This window comes from Curtobacterium sp. 458 (assembly GCF_030406605.1).
Lineage (GTDB): Bacteria > Actinomycetota > Actinomycetes > Actinomycetales > Microbacteriaceae > Curtobacterium.
Genome location: NZ_CP129104.1, coordinates 1,610,662 through 1,625,121, shown reverse-complemented (window position 1 = coordinate 1,625,121; position 14,460 = coordinate 1,610,662). Strand labels below are relative to the sequence as shown.

General features: G+C 72.1%; 15 protein-coding genes. 8 read left to right on the top strand and 7 right to left on the bottom strand.

Annotated features, from left to right (window positions below; all coding sequences use genetic code 11):
- The first annotated feature begins 121 nt into the window (after positions 1 to 121).
- Positions 122 to 337, top strand: coding sequence for a PLDc N-terminal domain-containing protein (locus QPJ90_RS08105; RefSeq protein WP_290133913.1), 216 nt, complete (start codon positions 122 to 124; stop codon positions 335 to 337).
- A 13-nt stretch (positions 338 to 350) separates the two neighbouring features.
- Here the strand turns inward: QPJ90_RS08105 and QPJ90_RS08100 are convergent, their stop codons facing one another.
- Together QPJ90_RS08100 and QPJ90_RS08095 are read right to left on the bottom strand one after the other, a co-directional pair.
- Entirely contained in the window at positions 351 to 1,031 is a 681-nt protein-coding gene (locus tag QPJ90_RS08100; protein WP_290133912.1) for an HAD family hydrolase, read from the bottom strand.
- Between the two features lie 2 nt (positions 1,032 to 1,033).
- A complete protein-coding gene (locus QPJ90_RS08095; RefSeq protein WP_290133911.1) occupies positions 1,034 to 1,639 on the bottom strand; it encodes a TetR/AcrR family transcriptional regulator in 606 nt (201 codons plus the stop codon).
- A 62-nt stretch (positions 1,640 to 1,701) separates the two neighbouring features.
- Here QPJ90_RS08095 and QPJ90_RS08090 point away from each other — a divergent pair, with 62 nt between their 5' ends.
- Positions 1,702 to 2,349 carry an NAD(P)H-binding protein gene (locus tag QPJ90_RS08090; RefSeq protein ID WP_290133910.1) on the top strand — a complete coding sequence of 216 codons (648 nt, stop codon included), beginning with the start codon at positions 1,702 to 1,704 and terminating at the stop codon, positions 2,347 to 2,349.
- 11 nt (positions 2,350 to 2,360) lie between these two features.
- Here QPJ90_RS08090 and QPJ90_RS08085 read toward each other — a convergent pair whose 3' ends face one another.
- Positions 2,361 to 2,735 (bottom strand): MerR family transcriptional regulator, encoded by a 375-nt coding sequence (locus tag QPJ90_RS08085; RefSeq protein WP_290133909.1) that lies wholly within the window; start codon positions 2,733 to 2,735, stop codon positions 2,361 to 2,363.
- Between the two features lie 89 nt (positions 2,736 to 2,824).
- Here QPJ90_RS08085 and QPJ90_RS08080 point away from each other — a divergent pair, with 89 nt between their 5' ends.
- Positions 2,825 to 3,538, top strand: a complete 714-nt coding sequence (locus QPJ90_RS08080) for an SDR family oxidoreductase (RefSeq protein ID WP_290133908.1) — start codon at positions 2,825 to 2,827, stop codon at positions 3,536 to 3,538.
- Positions 3,539 to 3,650: 112 nt separating this feature from the next.
- Here QPJ90_RS08080 and QPJ90_RS08075 read toward each other — a convergent pair whose 3' ends face one another.
- Positions 3,651 to 6,455, bottom strand: coding sequence for a hypothetical protein (locus tag QPJ90_RS08075; protein ID WP_290133907.1), 2,805 nt, complete (start codon positions 6,453 to 6,455; stop codon positions 3,651 to 3,653).
- Positions 6,456 to 6,821: 366 nt separating this feature from the next.
- Between QPJ90_RS08075 and QPJ90_RS08070 the strand changes: the two genes are divergently transcribed.
- The 5 genes from QPJ90_RS08070 to QPJ90_RS08050 are packed head-to-tail and all read left to right on the top strand — an operon-like array spanning position 6,822 to position 10,554.
- On the top strand, positions 6,822 to 8,315 hold the full coding sequence (locus QPJ90_RS08070; protein WP_290133906.1) for a DUF6421 family protein: 1,494 nt from the start codon (positions 6,822 to 6,824) through the stop codon (positions 8,313 to 8,315).
- The gene (locus tag QPJ90_RS08065) at positions 8,312 to 9,007 is read left to right on the top strand and encodes an SDR family NAD(P)-dependent oxidoreductase (protein WP_290133905.1); all 696 of its coding nucleotides are present in this window, start codon (positions 8,312 to 8,314) and stop codon (positions 9,005 to 9,007) included. The genes QPJ90_RS08070 and QPJ90_RS08065 overlap by 4 nt, the downstream gene beginning before the upstream one ends.
- Positions 9,004 to 10,077, top strand: a complete 1,074-nt coding sequence (locus QPJ90_RS08060) for a low specificity L-threonine aldolase (RefSeq protein ID WP_290133904.1) — start codon at positions 9,004 to 9,006, stop codon at positions 10,075 to 10,077. The genes QPJ90_RS08065 and QPJ90_RS08060 overlap by 4 nt, the downstream gene beginning before the upstream one ends.
- A gap of 49 nt (positions 10,078 to 10,126) precedes the next feature.
- Positions 10,127 to 10,291, top strand: a complete 165-nt coding sequence (locus QPJ90_RS08055) for a hypothetical protein (RefSeq protein WP_290133903.1) — start codon at positions 10,127 to 10,129, stop codon at positions 10,289 to 10,291.
- Positions 10,288 to 10,554, top strand: coding sequence for a hypothetical protein (locus tag QPJ90_RS08050; RefSeq protein WP_290133902.1), 267 nt, complete (start codon positions 10,288 to 10,290; stop codon positions 10,552 to 10,554). Before QPJ90_RS08055 ends, QPJ90_RS08050 begins: the two co-directional genes overlap by 4 nt.
- Positions 10,555 to 10,635: 81 nt before the next feature.
- Here the strand turns inward: QPJ90_RS08050 and QPJ90_RS08045 are convergent, their stop codons facing one another.
- The 3 genes from QPJ90_RS08045 to aqpZ form a co-directional block, all read right to left on the bottom strand.
- Positions 10,636 to 11,217: a hypothetical protein gene (locus QPJ90_RS08045; protein ID WP_290133901.1), complete on the bottom strand. Its 582-nt coding sequence runs from the start codon at positions 11,215 to 11,217 to the stop codon at positions 10,636 to 10,638.
- The gene (locus QPJ90_RS08040; RefSeq protein ID WP_290133900.1) at positions 11,214 to 13,352 is read right to left on the bottom strand and encodes a hypothetical protein; all 2,139 of its coding nucleotides are present in this window, start codon (positions 13,350 to 13,352) and stop codon (positions 11,214 to 11,216) included. The genes QPJ90_RS08045 and QPJ90_RS08040 overlap by 4 nt, the downstream gene beginning before the upstream one ends.
- A gap of 154 nt (positions 13,353 to 13,506) precedes the next feature.
- Positions 13,507 to 14,298, bottom strand: a complete 792-nt coding sequence (aqpZ, locus tag QPJ90_RS08035; protein WP_290133899.1) for an aquaporin Z — start codon at positions 14,296 to 14,298, stop codon at positions 13,507 to 13,509.
- Between the last annotated feature and the right edge of the window lie 162 nt (positions 14,299 to 14,460).

Here is a 14,460-nt window from a genome sequence, read left to right as displayed (position 1 = left end):
GCCCCGCGCCTCCCGTCCGGTCCCCCCAGCGGATGACGACATCGCGCGAGCCGATCCGTAGGGTCGATCGGACGCACCGGGCCACCGGTGCGGGAAGGGGGAGGACCTCGTGTTCTCAGGCATGACCGGTGCTCACGTGCTCGTGCTGCTGGCGCTGCTCGCGCTCGACGCGATCGCGCTCGTGCAGGTGTGGCGCGACCGCCGGCGGAGTGACGTCGTCAAGTGGCTCTGGACGGTCGTCATCCTGTTCGTGCCGGTGATCGGCGTGCTCGGCTGGGCCGTGAACTGGCTGCTCGGCAAGGCCGCTGATCGTCTGAACCGCGGCTCGTCGGCCTGACGCGGCCCGCGGCTCAGTCCACCCTGAGCGTCGTCCCGACCACCGTCGCCAGGTCCGCGGCTGCGGGGTCGGCTCGGTCGACCAGGACCGCGCGCATGCCGGCACGGCGTGCGCCGGCGACGTCCCGCTCGGGGTCGTCGCCCACGAAGAGGCATGCCGCCGGATCGACCCCGAGCCGCGCGGCGAGGAGCGTGAACGCGCGTGGGTCGGGCTTCTGCACGCCGATCTGCTCCGAGATGCACACGGCGTCGAACGCAGCGTCGAGGCCGATCGGGGCGAGCTTGTCGAGCTGCTGCGCCTCGGAGCCGTTCGTGAGGAGGCCGATCCGGTACCCGCGCTCCCGGAGGGACCGGAGCAGCGGCGCGACGTCCGGGAAGACACACCAGGCGTCCCGGTAGGCCGCGAGGTAGTCGTCGAAGAGCGCGTCGAGCCCCGCCTCGTCCGCCGGCAGCGCGACGCCGAGGGGCGGGAGGACGATGCGGAGCCGTTCCCGCCGCTGCTCCGCGAAGTCGATCTCGCCCGTCCGCCACCGTTCGTACTGCTCGTCCTCAGCTCGGAACCACTCCGCGAGGACCGCCTCGTCGACGTCGACACCGAGGTCGCCGAGGAACCGTCGGACGCCCGTGCGGGCCGCTCCTCGGTGGTCGAACAGCGTGTCGTCGAGGTCGAAGCAGACCGCACGGAGCTGGTGCACGTTCAGCCCGCGGAGACCGCTCGGGTGCGGAGGTCCGACGCGAGCATCATCTCGGTCGCCGCGTCGATCAGGCCGTCGGCGTCCGCACGCGCGATCCGGCGTGATGCGACGAGCGCGGCGATGCCCTGCATGGTGGCGGCGAAGAGCATCTTGAACGCGGTCCGCGAGGCCTCGTCGACAGCGTCGTCCGGCCGGGGTCCCATGGCGCCGTCGAGCACCGTGAACAGGGTCGCTGCGGACTCCCCCGCCGGTCCGACGCCGCCGCCGGCCTTGGCCTGGAACATCAGCTCCATGAGCGCGGCGTCGTCGATCGCGAAGTCCACGTAGGCGTGCGCGACCGCCCGGAACCGCGCTGCGAGGTCGGCTCCGGAACCGCCGAGCGCCCGGCGGACGGCAGCGGTCAAGCGTTCGAAGCCGCTGGCGGCGAGCGCGTCGAGCAGGGCCTGGCGGTCGACGAAGTGGCTCCGGGGTGCGCCGTGACTCACGCCGGCCCGTCGGGCGAGGTCACGCAGGGACAGCCCGTCGACGCCCGACTCGCGGAGCACGGCGACGGCCTCGTCGAGCAGCACCGCTCGCAGGTTGCCGTGGTGGAAGGGCCGGCCGGTCACGCCCTCATCCTAGTCCCGAACTAGGCATTGACTACTTACTAGTCAGTGCCTAGATTGGCATCATGCAGATCCTCGTGTTCGGCGCCACCGGCCAGACCGGCCAGCACTTCGTCCGCCTCGCCCTCGCAGCGGGGCACTCCGTCCGGGCCGTCGCCCGCACCCCCTCCAAGCTCGCGGTCACCCATGACGCCCTCGACGTCGTGCAGGGATCCGTCACCGACCCGCTCGACCTCGACGCACTGCTCGACGGTGTCGACGCGGTGGTCTCGATGCTCGGGGACCGGCAGACGCAGGAGACCCGGATGGTCAACACCGACTTCGTCCAGCGCCTCGTCCCCGCGATGCGACGGCACGGTGTCCAGCGCTTCCTCTACCAGGCCGGAGGCCTCAGTGCCAAGCCCGGGAAGCGCCTCCCGCTCGCGCTCCGGATCGTCCGGCGGACGATCGCGAAGAGCTACGACGGCCAGCACCGGGACAACGAGGCGGTGATGCGGTACCTCGACACCGAGGCCCGCGACCTGCAGTGGGTCGCACACCGTGCGGGCATCGGTTCGGACGGGCCCTCCAAGGGGCAGCTGCGCCGGTCCTCGTGGTGGATCAGCATCGGGACGTTCGTCGACTGCGCCGAGTACTCGCTGCGGTTGCTCGTCGACGACGATGCTGTGCACACGTGCGACGGCAGCGCGTACGCCCGGGGTCGGCGCAGCTGACCGCACCCACGTCAGGCTGCGGCGGTCCGCACGTCGACCGACTCCGCCCGCCCCTCAGCCGCGTCGATGAACCAGTCGAGCCGCTCCCGCAGCTCGGTCAGCTCCGCGATCTGCGCCGCCAGCTTCGCCCGCTCCCCCTGCAGCAACGCCCGCTGCGAGCCGGTCGTCGTGCCGCTGTGCATGCACGGCATGATCTCCGCGATCACCTTCGTCGGGAGCCCGGCGCGCAGGCAGCACCGGATGAGCCGCACGTACTCGACGGCATCATCCGCGTAGTCCCGCTGCCCGCCGCCGGTCCGCTCCGACCGCAGCAGGCCCTGCTGCTCGTAGTACCGCAGCGACCGGACGCTCGCACCGGTCGCCTCCGCGAGCTCGCCGATCCGCATCCCGCACTGCCCTCCGTCGCCCTGCTTGCACCTGACACTGATGTCAGGTCCTACGGTCACCGTACAACCCACACGGAAGGACCACCACCATGCAGATCACCGGAGCCGTCGCCCTCGTCACGGGAGCGAACCGAGGTCTCGGACGCGAGTTCGCTCGCCAGCTCGTCGAACGCGGCGCGACCGTCTACGCGACCGCCCGGCGGCCGGAGACCATCGACCTCGAGGGCGTCGTGCCGCTCGCGCTCGACATCACCGACCCGGAACGGGTCGCGGCGGCAGCCGAGCGCGCGCAGGACGTCACCCTGCTCGTCAACAACGCCGGCATCTCGACCGGGGCCGATCTCGTCACGGGCGACCTCGAGCTGGCACACCGCGAGATGGACACGCACTTCTGGGGCACCGCGTCGATGCTCCGCGCGTTCGCCCCCGTCCTCGGCCGGAACGGCGGCGGCGCGGTCGTGAACGTCCTGTCCGCCCTGAGCTGGTTCAGCATCCGTGGCGCCGGCGCCTACCACGCGGCGAAGGCCGCGGAGTGGGCGCTGACGAACAGCGCGCGGCTCGAGCTGGCAGAGCAGGGCACGCTCGTCACCGGTGTGCACCTCGGCGCGGCGGACACGGACATCGCCCGCTGGTACGAGGGACCGAAGGCCACGCCCCGCGAGGTGGTCGACGCCGTCCTCGCCGGTGTCGAGGCGGACGCGACGGAGGTCCTGGTCGACCAGTGGTCGGAGCTCGTCAAGACGACGCTCGCGGACGCACCGGAGGTGCGCGACGCGCGGATCGCGACGGCGCTGGCCGGCTGACCGACGCACCGTCGCGCCGAGCAGGCGGCCGACCAACGGTCTGGAGGCACGGGTCGGACCCGACCCGTGCCTCCCGTCCGTCTCGTCGCACGCCGCCGCAGGGGCGGACCCGTCAGCGACGGACCGTGAAGGTCCCGGAGACCGTACGACCCGAGCCGTACCCCTGGGCGGAGACGGTGTGCTTCCCGACGGTCCGGGTCACCCCGATCTTGAGCGTCGCGGTGCCCGCCGCGTTCGCGGTCACCCGCTGGGGCGCGCCACCGTCGATCCGCATCGTCACGGACTCGCCGGCGCGGAAGCCGGTGGTCGTGAGGGCGACGCCCTTGCCGCGCTTCGGCTGGGTCGGGTTCGCGGTGACGGTGCCCCTGGCAGCCTGCGCCTCGGCGCAGGCCTCACCTGCCTTGCCGACGGGAGGCGCCGACGCCCGGGTCCGACCGTCGACCGTGACGCCGTCGTCCTCGCGGAGCGTCAGGGTGCCGGTCCCGTCGCCGAGCACCGCGCCGCCTTGCGTCAGGCTGACTGAGAGGGGGTAGGCCGTGGTCGGGGACTCCGACGCGCGACGGTTCCCCACTTTCCTGACCGCGACCGAGTGACAGGTCTCGCCCGGCTGGAAGACGACGGACTGCACGGTCGACCGGACGGCCCCGTCGTACGCGTCGAGGTCGAACGCCACGGTCGCGGTCTGCTCCGCCGGACGCGAGAGCACGATCGCCACCCCGGTCGTGCCCGTGGCGTTGCCCTCGTCGACGAACCGGTCGACGACGCGGACGCTGGGGCGGTCGACCACCTTCGGGGTCCCGAGCGACGACGCGGGCACCGCGGAGAGGTCGCTGAGCAGCAGGCCGCTCTTCCCCTTCGGCACGACGACCGCGACCTGCCGGACACTCGAGAGGTCCACGCCGGTGAACGAGGCGAGCGGCACGCGGGCCTCCTGCAGGAGCGTCTTGCGCACAGCGTCCCGGGAACCCGGCAGGAGTGCACCCGCGCGGCTGACGTCCGACAGCCGCACGCTCGCCGTCGCACCGGCGGCGTCGGTCAGGCGGACGCTCACGTCGGCGGCCGACGTCGCACGGTCGTCGGGCGTGAGGCGCAGCGAGAGCGCCGAGAACGACGACAGGTCAGCCGAGGACGGGCTGACGGCGACCCGGACCTCCCCGCCGGTCGCGCTGCCGGTCGGGGTGACGTGGAGGGCGGGTGTCGCCGGGACGGACGGTGCGAGCCACGCCGGCACGTAGTCGGGCGCGGTGGTCTCCCCGGTGACGCAGGTCGGCAGCGCGGCCGTGACGGCGATCCCGTCCGAGCTCGCGCACGTGGCGGCCCGGAGCGCTCCGTTCGTCGTGACGGCGGGGTCCGGCGCGGTGAAGAGCGCGAGGTCGCGGCGGGTGCTCCCGGGCAGGGACGCCGTCACGCGGAGGTCCGCCTTCCCGAGCGCGGCCGGGACCCGTCCGCTGCCGTCGAAGTACGGCAGGAACTGCTGCTCGCCACCGAGCGTCAGGCGGAAGAAGCCGCTGACGAGGCTCGTGCCGACGGCGTACTGCGCGGACGACGACAGCCGGGTCGTGCCCTTGGCCTTCGCACCGCACACCGGATCGGAGTCGTCCCACCAGTCGTCCGAGGACTCCTTCGGGTAGGTGGCCGGGGTCCACACACTGTTGAAGAAGTTGTGGTTCGCGCCCATCACGAGCACCGAGGAGCGGAGGACGTCGTCGCCGTACGCCGTCCGCGAATCGTCGAAGAAGTGCTGCCCCTGAAGGTCGGACACGTCACCGTCGCAGTACGGCAGCACGACGGCGGTGTCGACGTCCGGCAGGGTGGTCCGACCGAAGTCCGTCGGAGCGAGCGGCAGCACCGACAGGATGCCGAACGGCTGCTTCCGCTGGCTGTTGAGCAGTGCCGCAAGGACGACGCCGTCGCCGCCGCGGGAGTGCCCCATGAGTCCGACGTGCCGGAGGTCGAGCTTCCCGACGAGCTTCGACGACAGCTTCGGCTCCTGACCGGCATCCGCGCGCTGCAGGAGCGCGAGGTGGTCGAGGACGAGCTGCCCGCGGGCCTCGGCGCCCCCGTCCTCCGCGTAGGTGCCGTCGAGGGCGTTGATCGCGTTCGCGGAGATCGACACGACGACGACACCGTTGCTCGCGAGGGCCTGCGCCGCCGCGGTGTAGCCGAGGTAGCTCGGGATCACCGTCTGCCCCTTGCCGCACGGCCAGCCGGCCTTCGACGGGGTCCCGCCCGAGCACACCTCGTGACGGCCGTGCAGGAACACCGCGACCGGACGCTTGCCCGGGGCGTTCGTCGGCAGCCAGACCGCCGCTCGCATCTCGCCCTTGCGCCCGGCGAACCCGCGGATCGTCTCCGCCTGGTCACCGAGGTCGTAGTCGGCACGGACGACGGAGTACGGCCCCGCTGCGGCCGGGTCGGCGTCGAGCGGCGCCGGGGTCTCCCGCGGGACGGCCTGTGGCTTCGTCTGCACCTGCGGGGTCGAGCCGCTCGGCCGCTGCACGCCGCCGGTCGACCCGAGCACGACGCTCGTCGCGTCCGCCACCGACGGGTCCGTCGTGGTGACCGTGAGGGTGCGCTGGTCGAGGCTCGTCGTCGCGACGCCGATGTCGGTGCCGTCGACCACGAGCGTCGGGGCCGCGGCGCGGACGGGCAGCGGCTCGTCGAGCGTCAGGGTGACCGTGTACCCACCGTCGGTCGGGGTCACGGTCCAGCCGGGCCCGGACGCGACGGGCGCCGCACCGGTCGAGATCGTGGTGCCGGAGCCGCCGGAGGTGTCCGTCGCCCCGCCCGTCGCGGATGTGCCGCTCGACGCGCCCCCGACCGCGACGGCCGTCGGGTCGTCCGACGGGGCGGCGACGGCGGGCAGCGCGACGAGGCTCCCGGCGAGGGCGGATGCCGCGACGAGGGCGGCGGCCACGGTCAGGTGCGTGCGACCCGCGCGGCGGTGGCGGCGAGGGCGGAGCTGGCGGTGGTGACGGTCCACGTCGGGGTACCCCTGTCTGCGAGCGCACGCCCCGAGCGGCACGCGGTCGAGGTCACCGTAGCGAGACCGGTCGGCCAGCCGGATCATCCCGCAGGATGACCGTCCCGGACGGGGGTCAGGACCTCTCCGCGCACGATGTCGAGCGTCGCGCGCTCGGTTCCGAGCGTGGGTCCCCCGGGCGCGCAGGAAAGCGCCGGAAAGTGGCAAGAATGCCGCTCGGACTCCTCATTAGGATTCCGTCAGGACCGCCGTTCGAGGCGGTCCGGCCATGTACGCCGGCCCAACGACGGGAGGTTCGAGATGTCGCAGTTCGTCCAGAGGTTCACCCAGGACGCCATCGTCGGAGAGCCCGAGGTCGTCGAGGACCGCCCGCTCCGCGAGGACCGCCCGACCGCTGCGGACCAGCCGGTCCGCGAGGTCGCCACGCACCCGGCCTGGCTCCGACTCAAGGACGCCGTCGTCACGCTCCAGGGCCTGCAGGCAGCGGACGGCTCCGTCCCGGACCCCGCCGACCACGCCGCCGCGTCCGAGCTGCTGGCCGTGGTCGTCCCCGCCATCGCCGAGCTCGCCCCCGCCTTCCCGCACGACGCCGAGTACCTCGACCTGCTCGCGCGGGACTTCGCAGCGTGGCAGGACCGGGGCTTCGGCGTCCCGGACTTCCTCGACTCGCTGAACGCCTTCCAGCCGCAGCAGCACCGGGTCGACGGCCTCGGGCACCTCGTCGTGTTCCCCATGTACACGCAGAACGGGAGCGCCTCGCGCTTCGTCGAGGCCCTGCTCGTCGAGGTCATCTGGCCGGACTTCATCGCCGAGCTCGAGGCCGGCGACTACGGCAACAAGCTCTTCGTCGCCCTGCGCTTCGTCGACTTCACGCCCGGGTACGACACGAACTCCGCCGTGCTCTTCCCCGAAACCGTCTCGATGCGCGAGGTCCCGGCGTTCACCTGGGGCGCGATCTTCCAGGACCGCGAGGCCGCCCGCTACCGCCGGGTCGTCCGCGCCGCCGCCGAGATCACGAAGCTCGACCTGCCCACGGACGCCGCGGCGATGCTCGACGACCAGGAGCTCACCGAGCGGGTGTTCGTGATGTGGGACATCATCCACGACCGCTCGCACATGCGCGGCGACCTGCCGTTCGACCCGTTCATGATCAAGCAGCGGATGCCGTTCTTCCTCTACTCGCTCGAGGAGCTGCGCTGCGACCTCACGGCGTTCCGCGAGTCGGTTTCGCTGCAGCGCTCGCTGTCGGAGGTGCCGGACGCCGAGCTCTCGGACGCCCAGCGTTCGATCCGTGACCACGCGAAGCTCGTGCAGTACGCGGTGCTCTTCGACCGGGTCTTCCGCTTCGCCATCACCGGCAGCCGCGTCCGCAACTACGACGGGCTCGGCGGACAGCTCCTCTTCGCGTGGCTGCACCAGCACGGGGTCCTGCACTGGACCGACACCCAGCTCACGATCGACTGGGACGCCGTCCCGGATGTGGTGATCTCCCTGAGCGACCAGATCAACGAGCTCTACTGGCGCTCGATCGACCGCCCGAAGTCGGCGCACTGGCTCGCCGCCTACGAGATGCTCACGCAGACCCTCACCCCGCACCCGGCCTCGGCCTGGGCGAAGGGGCTGCCGCAGGAGACGCTCGCCGGGCCGCCGAGGGGCTACACGGACGCCGTGCTCGACGACGAGTTCCCCCTCTCGATGTTCTACGAGGCGCTCAACAAGAAGATGGCGACCGTCATCCAGTCCACCGCGGGCATCACCGGGACGACGGACGACGCCCCGGCTGCCGCCGCGTGAGCGGCGGCCCGCTCGTCGGCCGCACGGTGCTGGTCGCGGGAGCGACCAGCACCAGCGGCGCTGCCGTGTCGCGAGCACTGGTCGCCGCCGGCGCGGCGGTCATCGCCGTCGGCGCCCGGGAGGACGGCCTGGAGGCACTGCGCGCGTCCGTCCCGCAGGTCACGACCCAGCGGTGCGACCTGGCGGACCGCGACGCGGTCCACGGACTCGTGTCGCGCCTCCGGTCCGAAGGAACGCACGTGGACGGCCTCGTGCACCTCGTCGGCGGTTGGCGGGGCGGCGGCGGGCTCGCCGGCCAGTCCGACGAGGACTGGGACTTCTTCGACCGGCGCTTCCGCACGCTCCGGAACACGACCCGCGCCCTGTACGACGACCTCGTGGCCTCGCCCGCCGGGCGCCTCGCCACCGTGTCGTCGACGAGTGTCGAGTCCCCCACCGCCGGAGGTGCGAACTACGCCGCTGCCAAGGCGGCGGCGGACGCCTGGACCCGGGCCGTCGCCCAGGGCTTCCGGAAGCACGCCCCGGCCACCGCCGCCGCGGCCGTCTTCGTCGTGAAGGCGCTCGACGGGCTGGAGGCACGCCTCGGGGACGAGGTCGTCCGACTCTGGGACGCCGAGCCGGCCGCGGTGAACGGCATCCGGATCCCCCTGGCGCCCGAGCCCTCCGCCACCGAACCTAGGATCGACGCGTGACCCTCCGACTCCACGACCTCGACCTCCGCGGCTTCGCCTCCGACAACTACGCCGGCATCCACCCGGAGGTCCTCGACGCCATCGCCGCCGCGAACCAGGGCCACCAGATCGCGTACGGCGAGGACGTCTACACGGCACGGCTGCAGGAGGTCTTCACCGAGCACTTCGGCGACCAGGCGCAGGCGTTCCCGGTGTTCAACGGCACCGGCGCGAACGTCGTCGGCCTGCAGTCGATGCTCCCCCGGTGGGGCGCCGTCGTGTGCACCTCGACCGCGCACATCCACACCGACGAGGCCGGCGCACCCGAGCGGGTCGGCGGCATCAAGCTCCTCACGGTCGACGCCCCCGACGGCAAGCTCACACCGGAGCTCATCGACCAGCAGGCCTGGGGCTGGGGGGACGAGCACCGCGCGCAGCCGCTCGTCGTGTCGATCACGCAGACGACCGAGCTCGGCACCGCGTACACGGTGAACGAGGTCCGCGCGATCGCCGACCACGTGCACGGCCTCGGCATGAAGCTGCACATGGACGGCGCCCGGATCTCGAACGCCGCCGCGACCCTCGGCCTCCCGCTCCGCGCCTTCACCACCGACGCCGGGGTCGACGTCCTGAGCTTCGGCGGGACGAAGAACGGCCTGCTGTACGGCGAGGCCGTCGTCGTGCTCAACCCGTCGGCGTCGGAGGGGCTGCACTACCTCCGGAAGCTCAACATGCAGCTCTCGTCGAAGATGCGGTTCGTGTCGGCGCAGCTCATCGCCCTGCTCACCGACGACCTCTACCTCCGATCGGCCCGGCACGCCAACGCCATGGCCGCCCGGCTCCGCGGCGCCCTCGAGTCGGGCATCGCCGACGGCAGCATCCAGGGCGTCGGGTTCAGCCAGGACACCCAGGCGAACGGGGTGTTCGCGACCCTGCCAGCAGGGGTGGCCGATCGGCTCCGCGAGCACTTCCGGTTCTACGACTGGGACGCCAGCCGGAACGAGGTGCGGTGGATGTGCTCGTTCGACACCTCGGAGCAGGACATCGACGACTTCGTGGCGGCGTTGACACGGGAGCTCGCCGCCGCCTGATCCCACCAGTTGCTGCGCCCGCCGGTTCTTCACCAGCGTCGCCGTCGCGATGTCCATCAGCGTCGGGCTGGTCGTCCTGGCGTCGCTCCTCCTGACGCCTCCGCCGGCCGCTCGGCCGAGGCTCGCCACCGCGGGAGCAGCGATCGCGTTGGGGTCGGCCGCGATCTACACGGGCACCGCGCTGCGACTCCGGCGCTCGCGAGGGCGGCGATGACGGGTGCCGCGACCCGGACATCGGCTCTCGCGATCTTCGGCGGGGTCGTCGCCACTGCCGCGGCCTGGATCGCGCTGGGCTTGCCGTTCGCCTGCGTCGGCGCGCTCGCCACGATCACGTACGCGGCGTCCATGCCGAGCGTGATCGGCACGACGCGCGTCGCCCAGGGCGCCGCACCCGACCACCGCGAGGTCAGGAAGTGGCGCAAGGAGCATCCCGGAGCGACCATCACCGAAGCGATCGCCGCCGTCTCCGAACGGTGACCGGACGACGGACGGGAGGCACGTGGCGGACCCGCCCCGTGCCTCCCGTCCGGTCGTCGGTCGCGTCAGCGACCCTGCCACTCAGTCGTTCTCGACCTCGAAGTCCCACTCGGCGAGGGTCTTCCCGCCGCCGGGAGCCCAGCGGAGCACACCCTCGCCGACCTTCATGACGGTGCGGACCTCGAACGTCGTGCGCTGCCCAGGACGGAGCACGCTCGGCGGTGTGCCCTTCCCCGGGACCGGGGACAGCCGGTAGGCGTTCCCGAGCTGGTCCGTCGTGGTCAGGTCGGTCAGGGAGACCGGCACGCTGCCGGAGGCGTCCCGCAACGACACCGTCCACGTGCACGTCGTCGTCTCGCCCTGGTACGGCAGCCCCTCACCGGGGACGACCGGACCGGTGACGGTGGCGAGCACCGTCGCGCCGCCGTGCAGGTGCACGCGGACCGCGTCACCCTCGGAGGTCAGGGCCGGCCGAGCCTCGGTGCCGTCGAGCACCTCGTCGGTGGTCGACGAGATCCCCGCGAGGTACGACGGCATGCCGCCGTAGGTGTCCTCGGCCTTCGGCTGCGCGTGGGGGGACGACGAGCAACCGACGAGTGCACCCGCGAGGACCGCTGCCCCCGCCGCCGCAACTGCAAGGACCGCGGAGCGAGACCGGGTCACCGGTGCCTCGCGTTGTTGAACACGTCCGGTCCGTAGGGCTCGAGGCCGGCCTGGCCCGCGTACCCGAGGTGACCGCGACCGTCGACGCCGCCGGACACGGTGCCGCCGGGCAGCCGCTGGTGGTCGTCCCCTCGGCTCACCCCGAACACGTCCTCCATCGTCCGCAGCCAGCTGTAGTGGTTGTAGTACGTCGTGGACACGGTGCCGGGCTTGATGAGCGGGCTGATGAGCACGCTGCCGGTGTCGCCGCCGCCGGGGGTCGCGTCGGTGGCGTCGTACAGCGGGTCCGCGGTCTGCCCGGTGCTGAGGAACCCGGGCGCTCCCTCGGCGCTGAGCGTGAGGCTCGTGACTGCCCCGGTCGGCGTGACGGGGTTGCCCGAGGCGTCGAGGAGCTGGAACGAACCGTTGACGACCGAACCCGAGGAGGTCGTCGGGAACTGCGGACCGGTGTCGCTGACCGCTCCGACGAAGGTGTCCGCGGGGATCGGGCTGGTGCCGCCGGGACCGGTCGTGTCGGTCGTGTCGACCACGCCGCGGCCGGTGTCGGTCGCGACGATCGACTGGTCGGAGACGTAGCTCGACGCGGTGTTCGCGGCGACGGCGTCGGTGCGGGCTCCTGGGGTGTTGCCCGAGCCGCCCCGGACGATGCCGGGCACGCAGTTCGCGGGCACGAGCGTCGGGGAGGTCTGCGTGCACACCGGCGGACGGTCGATGAAGGCGTTGTCGCCGGGGCCCGGGTAGAGCTGGTTGCCCTTCGCGTCCTTGCCGAGCGTCGAGTTCGGGCCGGTGGGCTCGAAGGCGACGTTCTTGCCGTACAGGTTCTCGCCGGCACGGTCGGCCGCGATGCCCGAGGAGGCGTTCGGCTTGTCGGACAGCGTCGGTCCGTAGTGGTCCGCGTTGTTGAAGCTGTTGCCGGTGTAGGTGAACGGCGGGTTCGCCTCGTCGAACGTGATGTCGATGAGGCCGCCGTCCTTGAACGCGGCCGAACGCTCGATCATCGGGACGTAGTACTTGAGGAAGAGGTCCGAGGCGTACAGGCCGCCGGTGTGGTTCTTCGGCGTGGTCGACTCCGGCGCGGGCGTGCCCGACTGGTAGACCGGCTGCCCGCTGCTCGTGAACGACCCGGACAGGTTGTTGCCCTTGCAGACCGCGTCGTGCGCGTCACTGCAGTTGTTCGGCGTGATCCAGCTGAACGCCGGGGTGGTCTTCTCGTGCTGCAGGTCGCGGAAGAGCCCGCTCGAGGACGAGTCGAGGTTCGCGATGTGCGCCGAGTCGCAGTCGGTGCCGCCCTGGGCGGGCTTCGTCAACGAGGTCGCCGCACGACCCTTGGCCCCGGCCGCGCCGGTCAGTCCCTCGAACCACGGGAACGGGAAGTGCTTGGCGACGTACTGGTCGTTCGCCTGCGCCCCGGTGAAGCTCGTCACGCCGGCCGGTGCCGGGTGGTCGGACGTCGGGGTGAGGTAGGTCGGGTTGTTCTCGGGGTTGTTCTCGGCGGTCCCGGGTGCACCGCAGACACCGTCCTCCCGACCGGGCTGGTTCCCGAGGTCCTGCGCGTAGCCCTTCCACGTCTTGTGGGCGGCGTCGAGCTGGTTGAAGAGGGTCGGCGTGGAGTGCGGGTAGGTGCAGCCGTTCGAGCCGTCGGGCGCGTTCGCACCGCTCGGCTGCGCAGCGTTCGCCAGCGACCGCACCTGGCCCTTGTCCGAGCCGGAGCGGATGACGCTGTGGTCGGACCCGAAGCGGGTGTTCACCACGTTGCAGTCGGACTGGGTGTCGGCCTGCGGGGCCTGCCCGGACACCATGGAGATGTAGTTGTCCATGCTGTAGTGCCCGGTGCCGTAGGAGTTCTTCAGCAGCACCCCCTGCGCCGGCAACGTCTTCCAGAGGTAGCTGTTCTGGTTGAGCCCGGTGAACGTCGCGTCGTACGACTTGTTCTCGAGGATGATCAACCAGACGTGCTTCACCTGCCCGGGACGCAGCCCGGTCGAGGTGATGGTGGCCCCGCGCTGCGCCGTGCTGGCGTCGGCGGCTGAGGCGGTGGAGGTCGCGATGCCCGCGACGGCGGCGGCGAAGATGCCTGCCGCGGCGACGAACGCTGCTGCGCGACGCCGACCCTTGGTCCTGCCGGAGAACTTCATGTGGGAAGTCTCGCGCTGTGCTCACCCCCGCTCGGGGGACGGCAGGTGAACGGGTCGTGAGGGACCGCACAGCGTGCGGCTGTCCGTGCGGCTGTCCGTGCGGCTGTCCGTGCATGGGACGCCGCGGCGACTCGCCCCGCGCACGGGCGTCCGGTCAGCTCGTCAGCCGCTTCCGACCGGCCACCCGGACGATGAGTCCGGCGACCACACCGCCCACGATCGGCGCGACGATGAAGACCCAGAGCTGCGCGAGCGACGTCGCTCCGCCGTAGACGGCCGCGGCGATCGAGCGGGCCGGGTTCACCGAGGTGTTGCTCACCGGGATGCTCACGAGGTGGATGAGGGTCAGCGTGAGGCCGATACCGAGGGGCGCGACGGCCTGGTACTCCTTCTTCGCGGTGATCGAGAGGATGACGGCGATGAACACACCCGTCAGGATCGCCTCCGTGAGGAACACCGAGCCGAGGCCGAAGCCGCTCGGGCTCCCGTCGCCGTAGCCGTTCGAGGCGAAGCCGCCCTCCCGTGCCGCTGCGAACGCACCGGGCTTGCCGCTCAGCACCGCCGCGAGGATGCTCGTCGCGACGAGGCCGCCGACGACCTGCGACACGATGTACCCGGCCACGTGCCGGGCATCGGTCCGACCGGCGGCGAGGAGGCCGAGCGTGACGGCCGGGTTGAAGTGGCCGCCGGAGATGTGCCCGACGGCGGAGATGCCCGCGACGAGCGTGAGCCCGAACGCGAGGGCGACACCGAGGTAGCCGACGCCCTGCTGGTTGTCGGTGGCGCTCGGGACGTCGGCGGCGAAGAGCGCGGTGCCGACGCCACCGAGCACGAGCAGGAAGGTGCCGAAGAACTCGGACGCGTAGCGCGCGAGCGGCGACCAGGTGGTCGCGTCCTCTCGACGCTGCTCGGACGTCGAAGCGCTGACGGGGGCCTTCTTGGCCATGGAGGTCTCCTCGTACGGAGCGGCAGGACGCTGCTGCGTCCTGCCGCTGGGGATGGTCGGGTCGGTGGGCACACCGGACCGGCCGGGAGGCGGGGGTCGTCTCCCGGGGTCTGGTGTGGTGGGTGGGTGGTGCGGTCTACTGCACGCGGGTGGGTTTGGCCA

Excerpts from the sequence above, each read along its gene's own strand:
- QPJ90_RS08040 (WP_290133900.1), bottom strand. The coding sequence starts at position 13,352 with ATGAAGTTCTCCGGCAGGACCAAGGGTCGGCGTCGCGCAGCAGCGTTC.
- QPJ90_RS08070 (WP_290133906.1), top strand. The coding sequence starts at position 6,822 with ATGTCGCAGTTCGTCCAGAGGTTCACCCAGGACGCCATCGTCGGAGAG.
- QPJ90_RS08085 (WP_290133909.1), bottom strand. The coding sequence starts at position 2,735 with ATGCGGATCGGCGAGCTCGCGGAGGCGACCGGTGCGAGCGTCCGGTCG.
- QPJ90_RS08055 (WP_290133903.1), top strand. The coding sequence starts at position 10,127 with ATGTCCATCAGCGTCGGGCTGGTCGTCCTGGCGTCGCTCCTCCTGACG.
- QPJ90_RS08050 (WP_290133902.1), top strand. The coding sequence starts at position 10,288 with ATGACGGGTGCCGCGACCCGGACATCGGCTCTCGCGATCTTCGGCGGG.
- QPJ90_RS08080 (WP_290133908.1), top strand. The coding sequence starts at position 2,825 with ATGCAGATCACCGGAGCCGTCGCCCTCGTCACGGGAGCGAACCGAGGT.
- QPJ90_RS08090 (WP_290133910.1), top strand. The coding sequence starts at position 1,702 with ATGCAGATCCTCGTGTTCGGCGCCACCGGCCAGACCGGCCAGCACTTC.
- QPJ90_RS08105 (WP_290133913.1), top strand. The coding sequence starts at position 122 with ATGACCGGTGCTCACGTGCTCGTGCTGCTGGCGCTGCTCGCGCTCGAC.
- aqpZ (WP_290133899.1), bottom strand. The coding sequence starts at position 14,298 with ATGGCCAAGAAGGCCCCCGTCAGCGCTTCGACGTCCGAGCAGCGTCGA.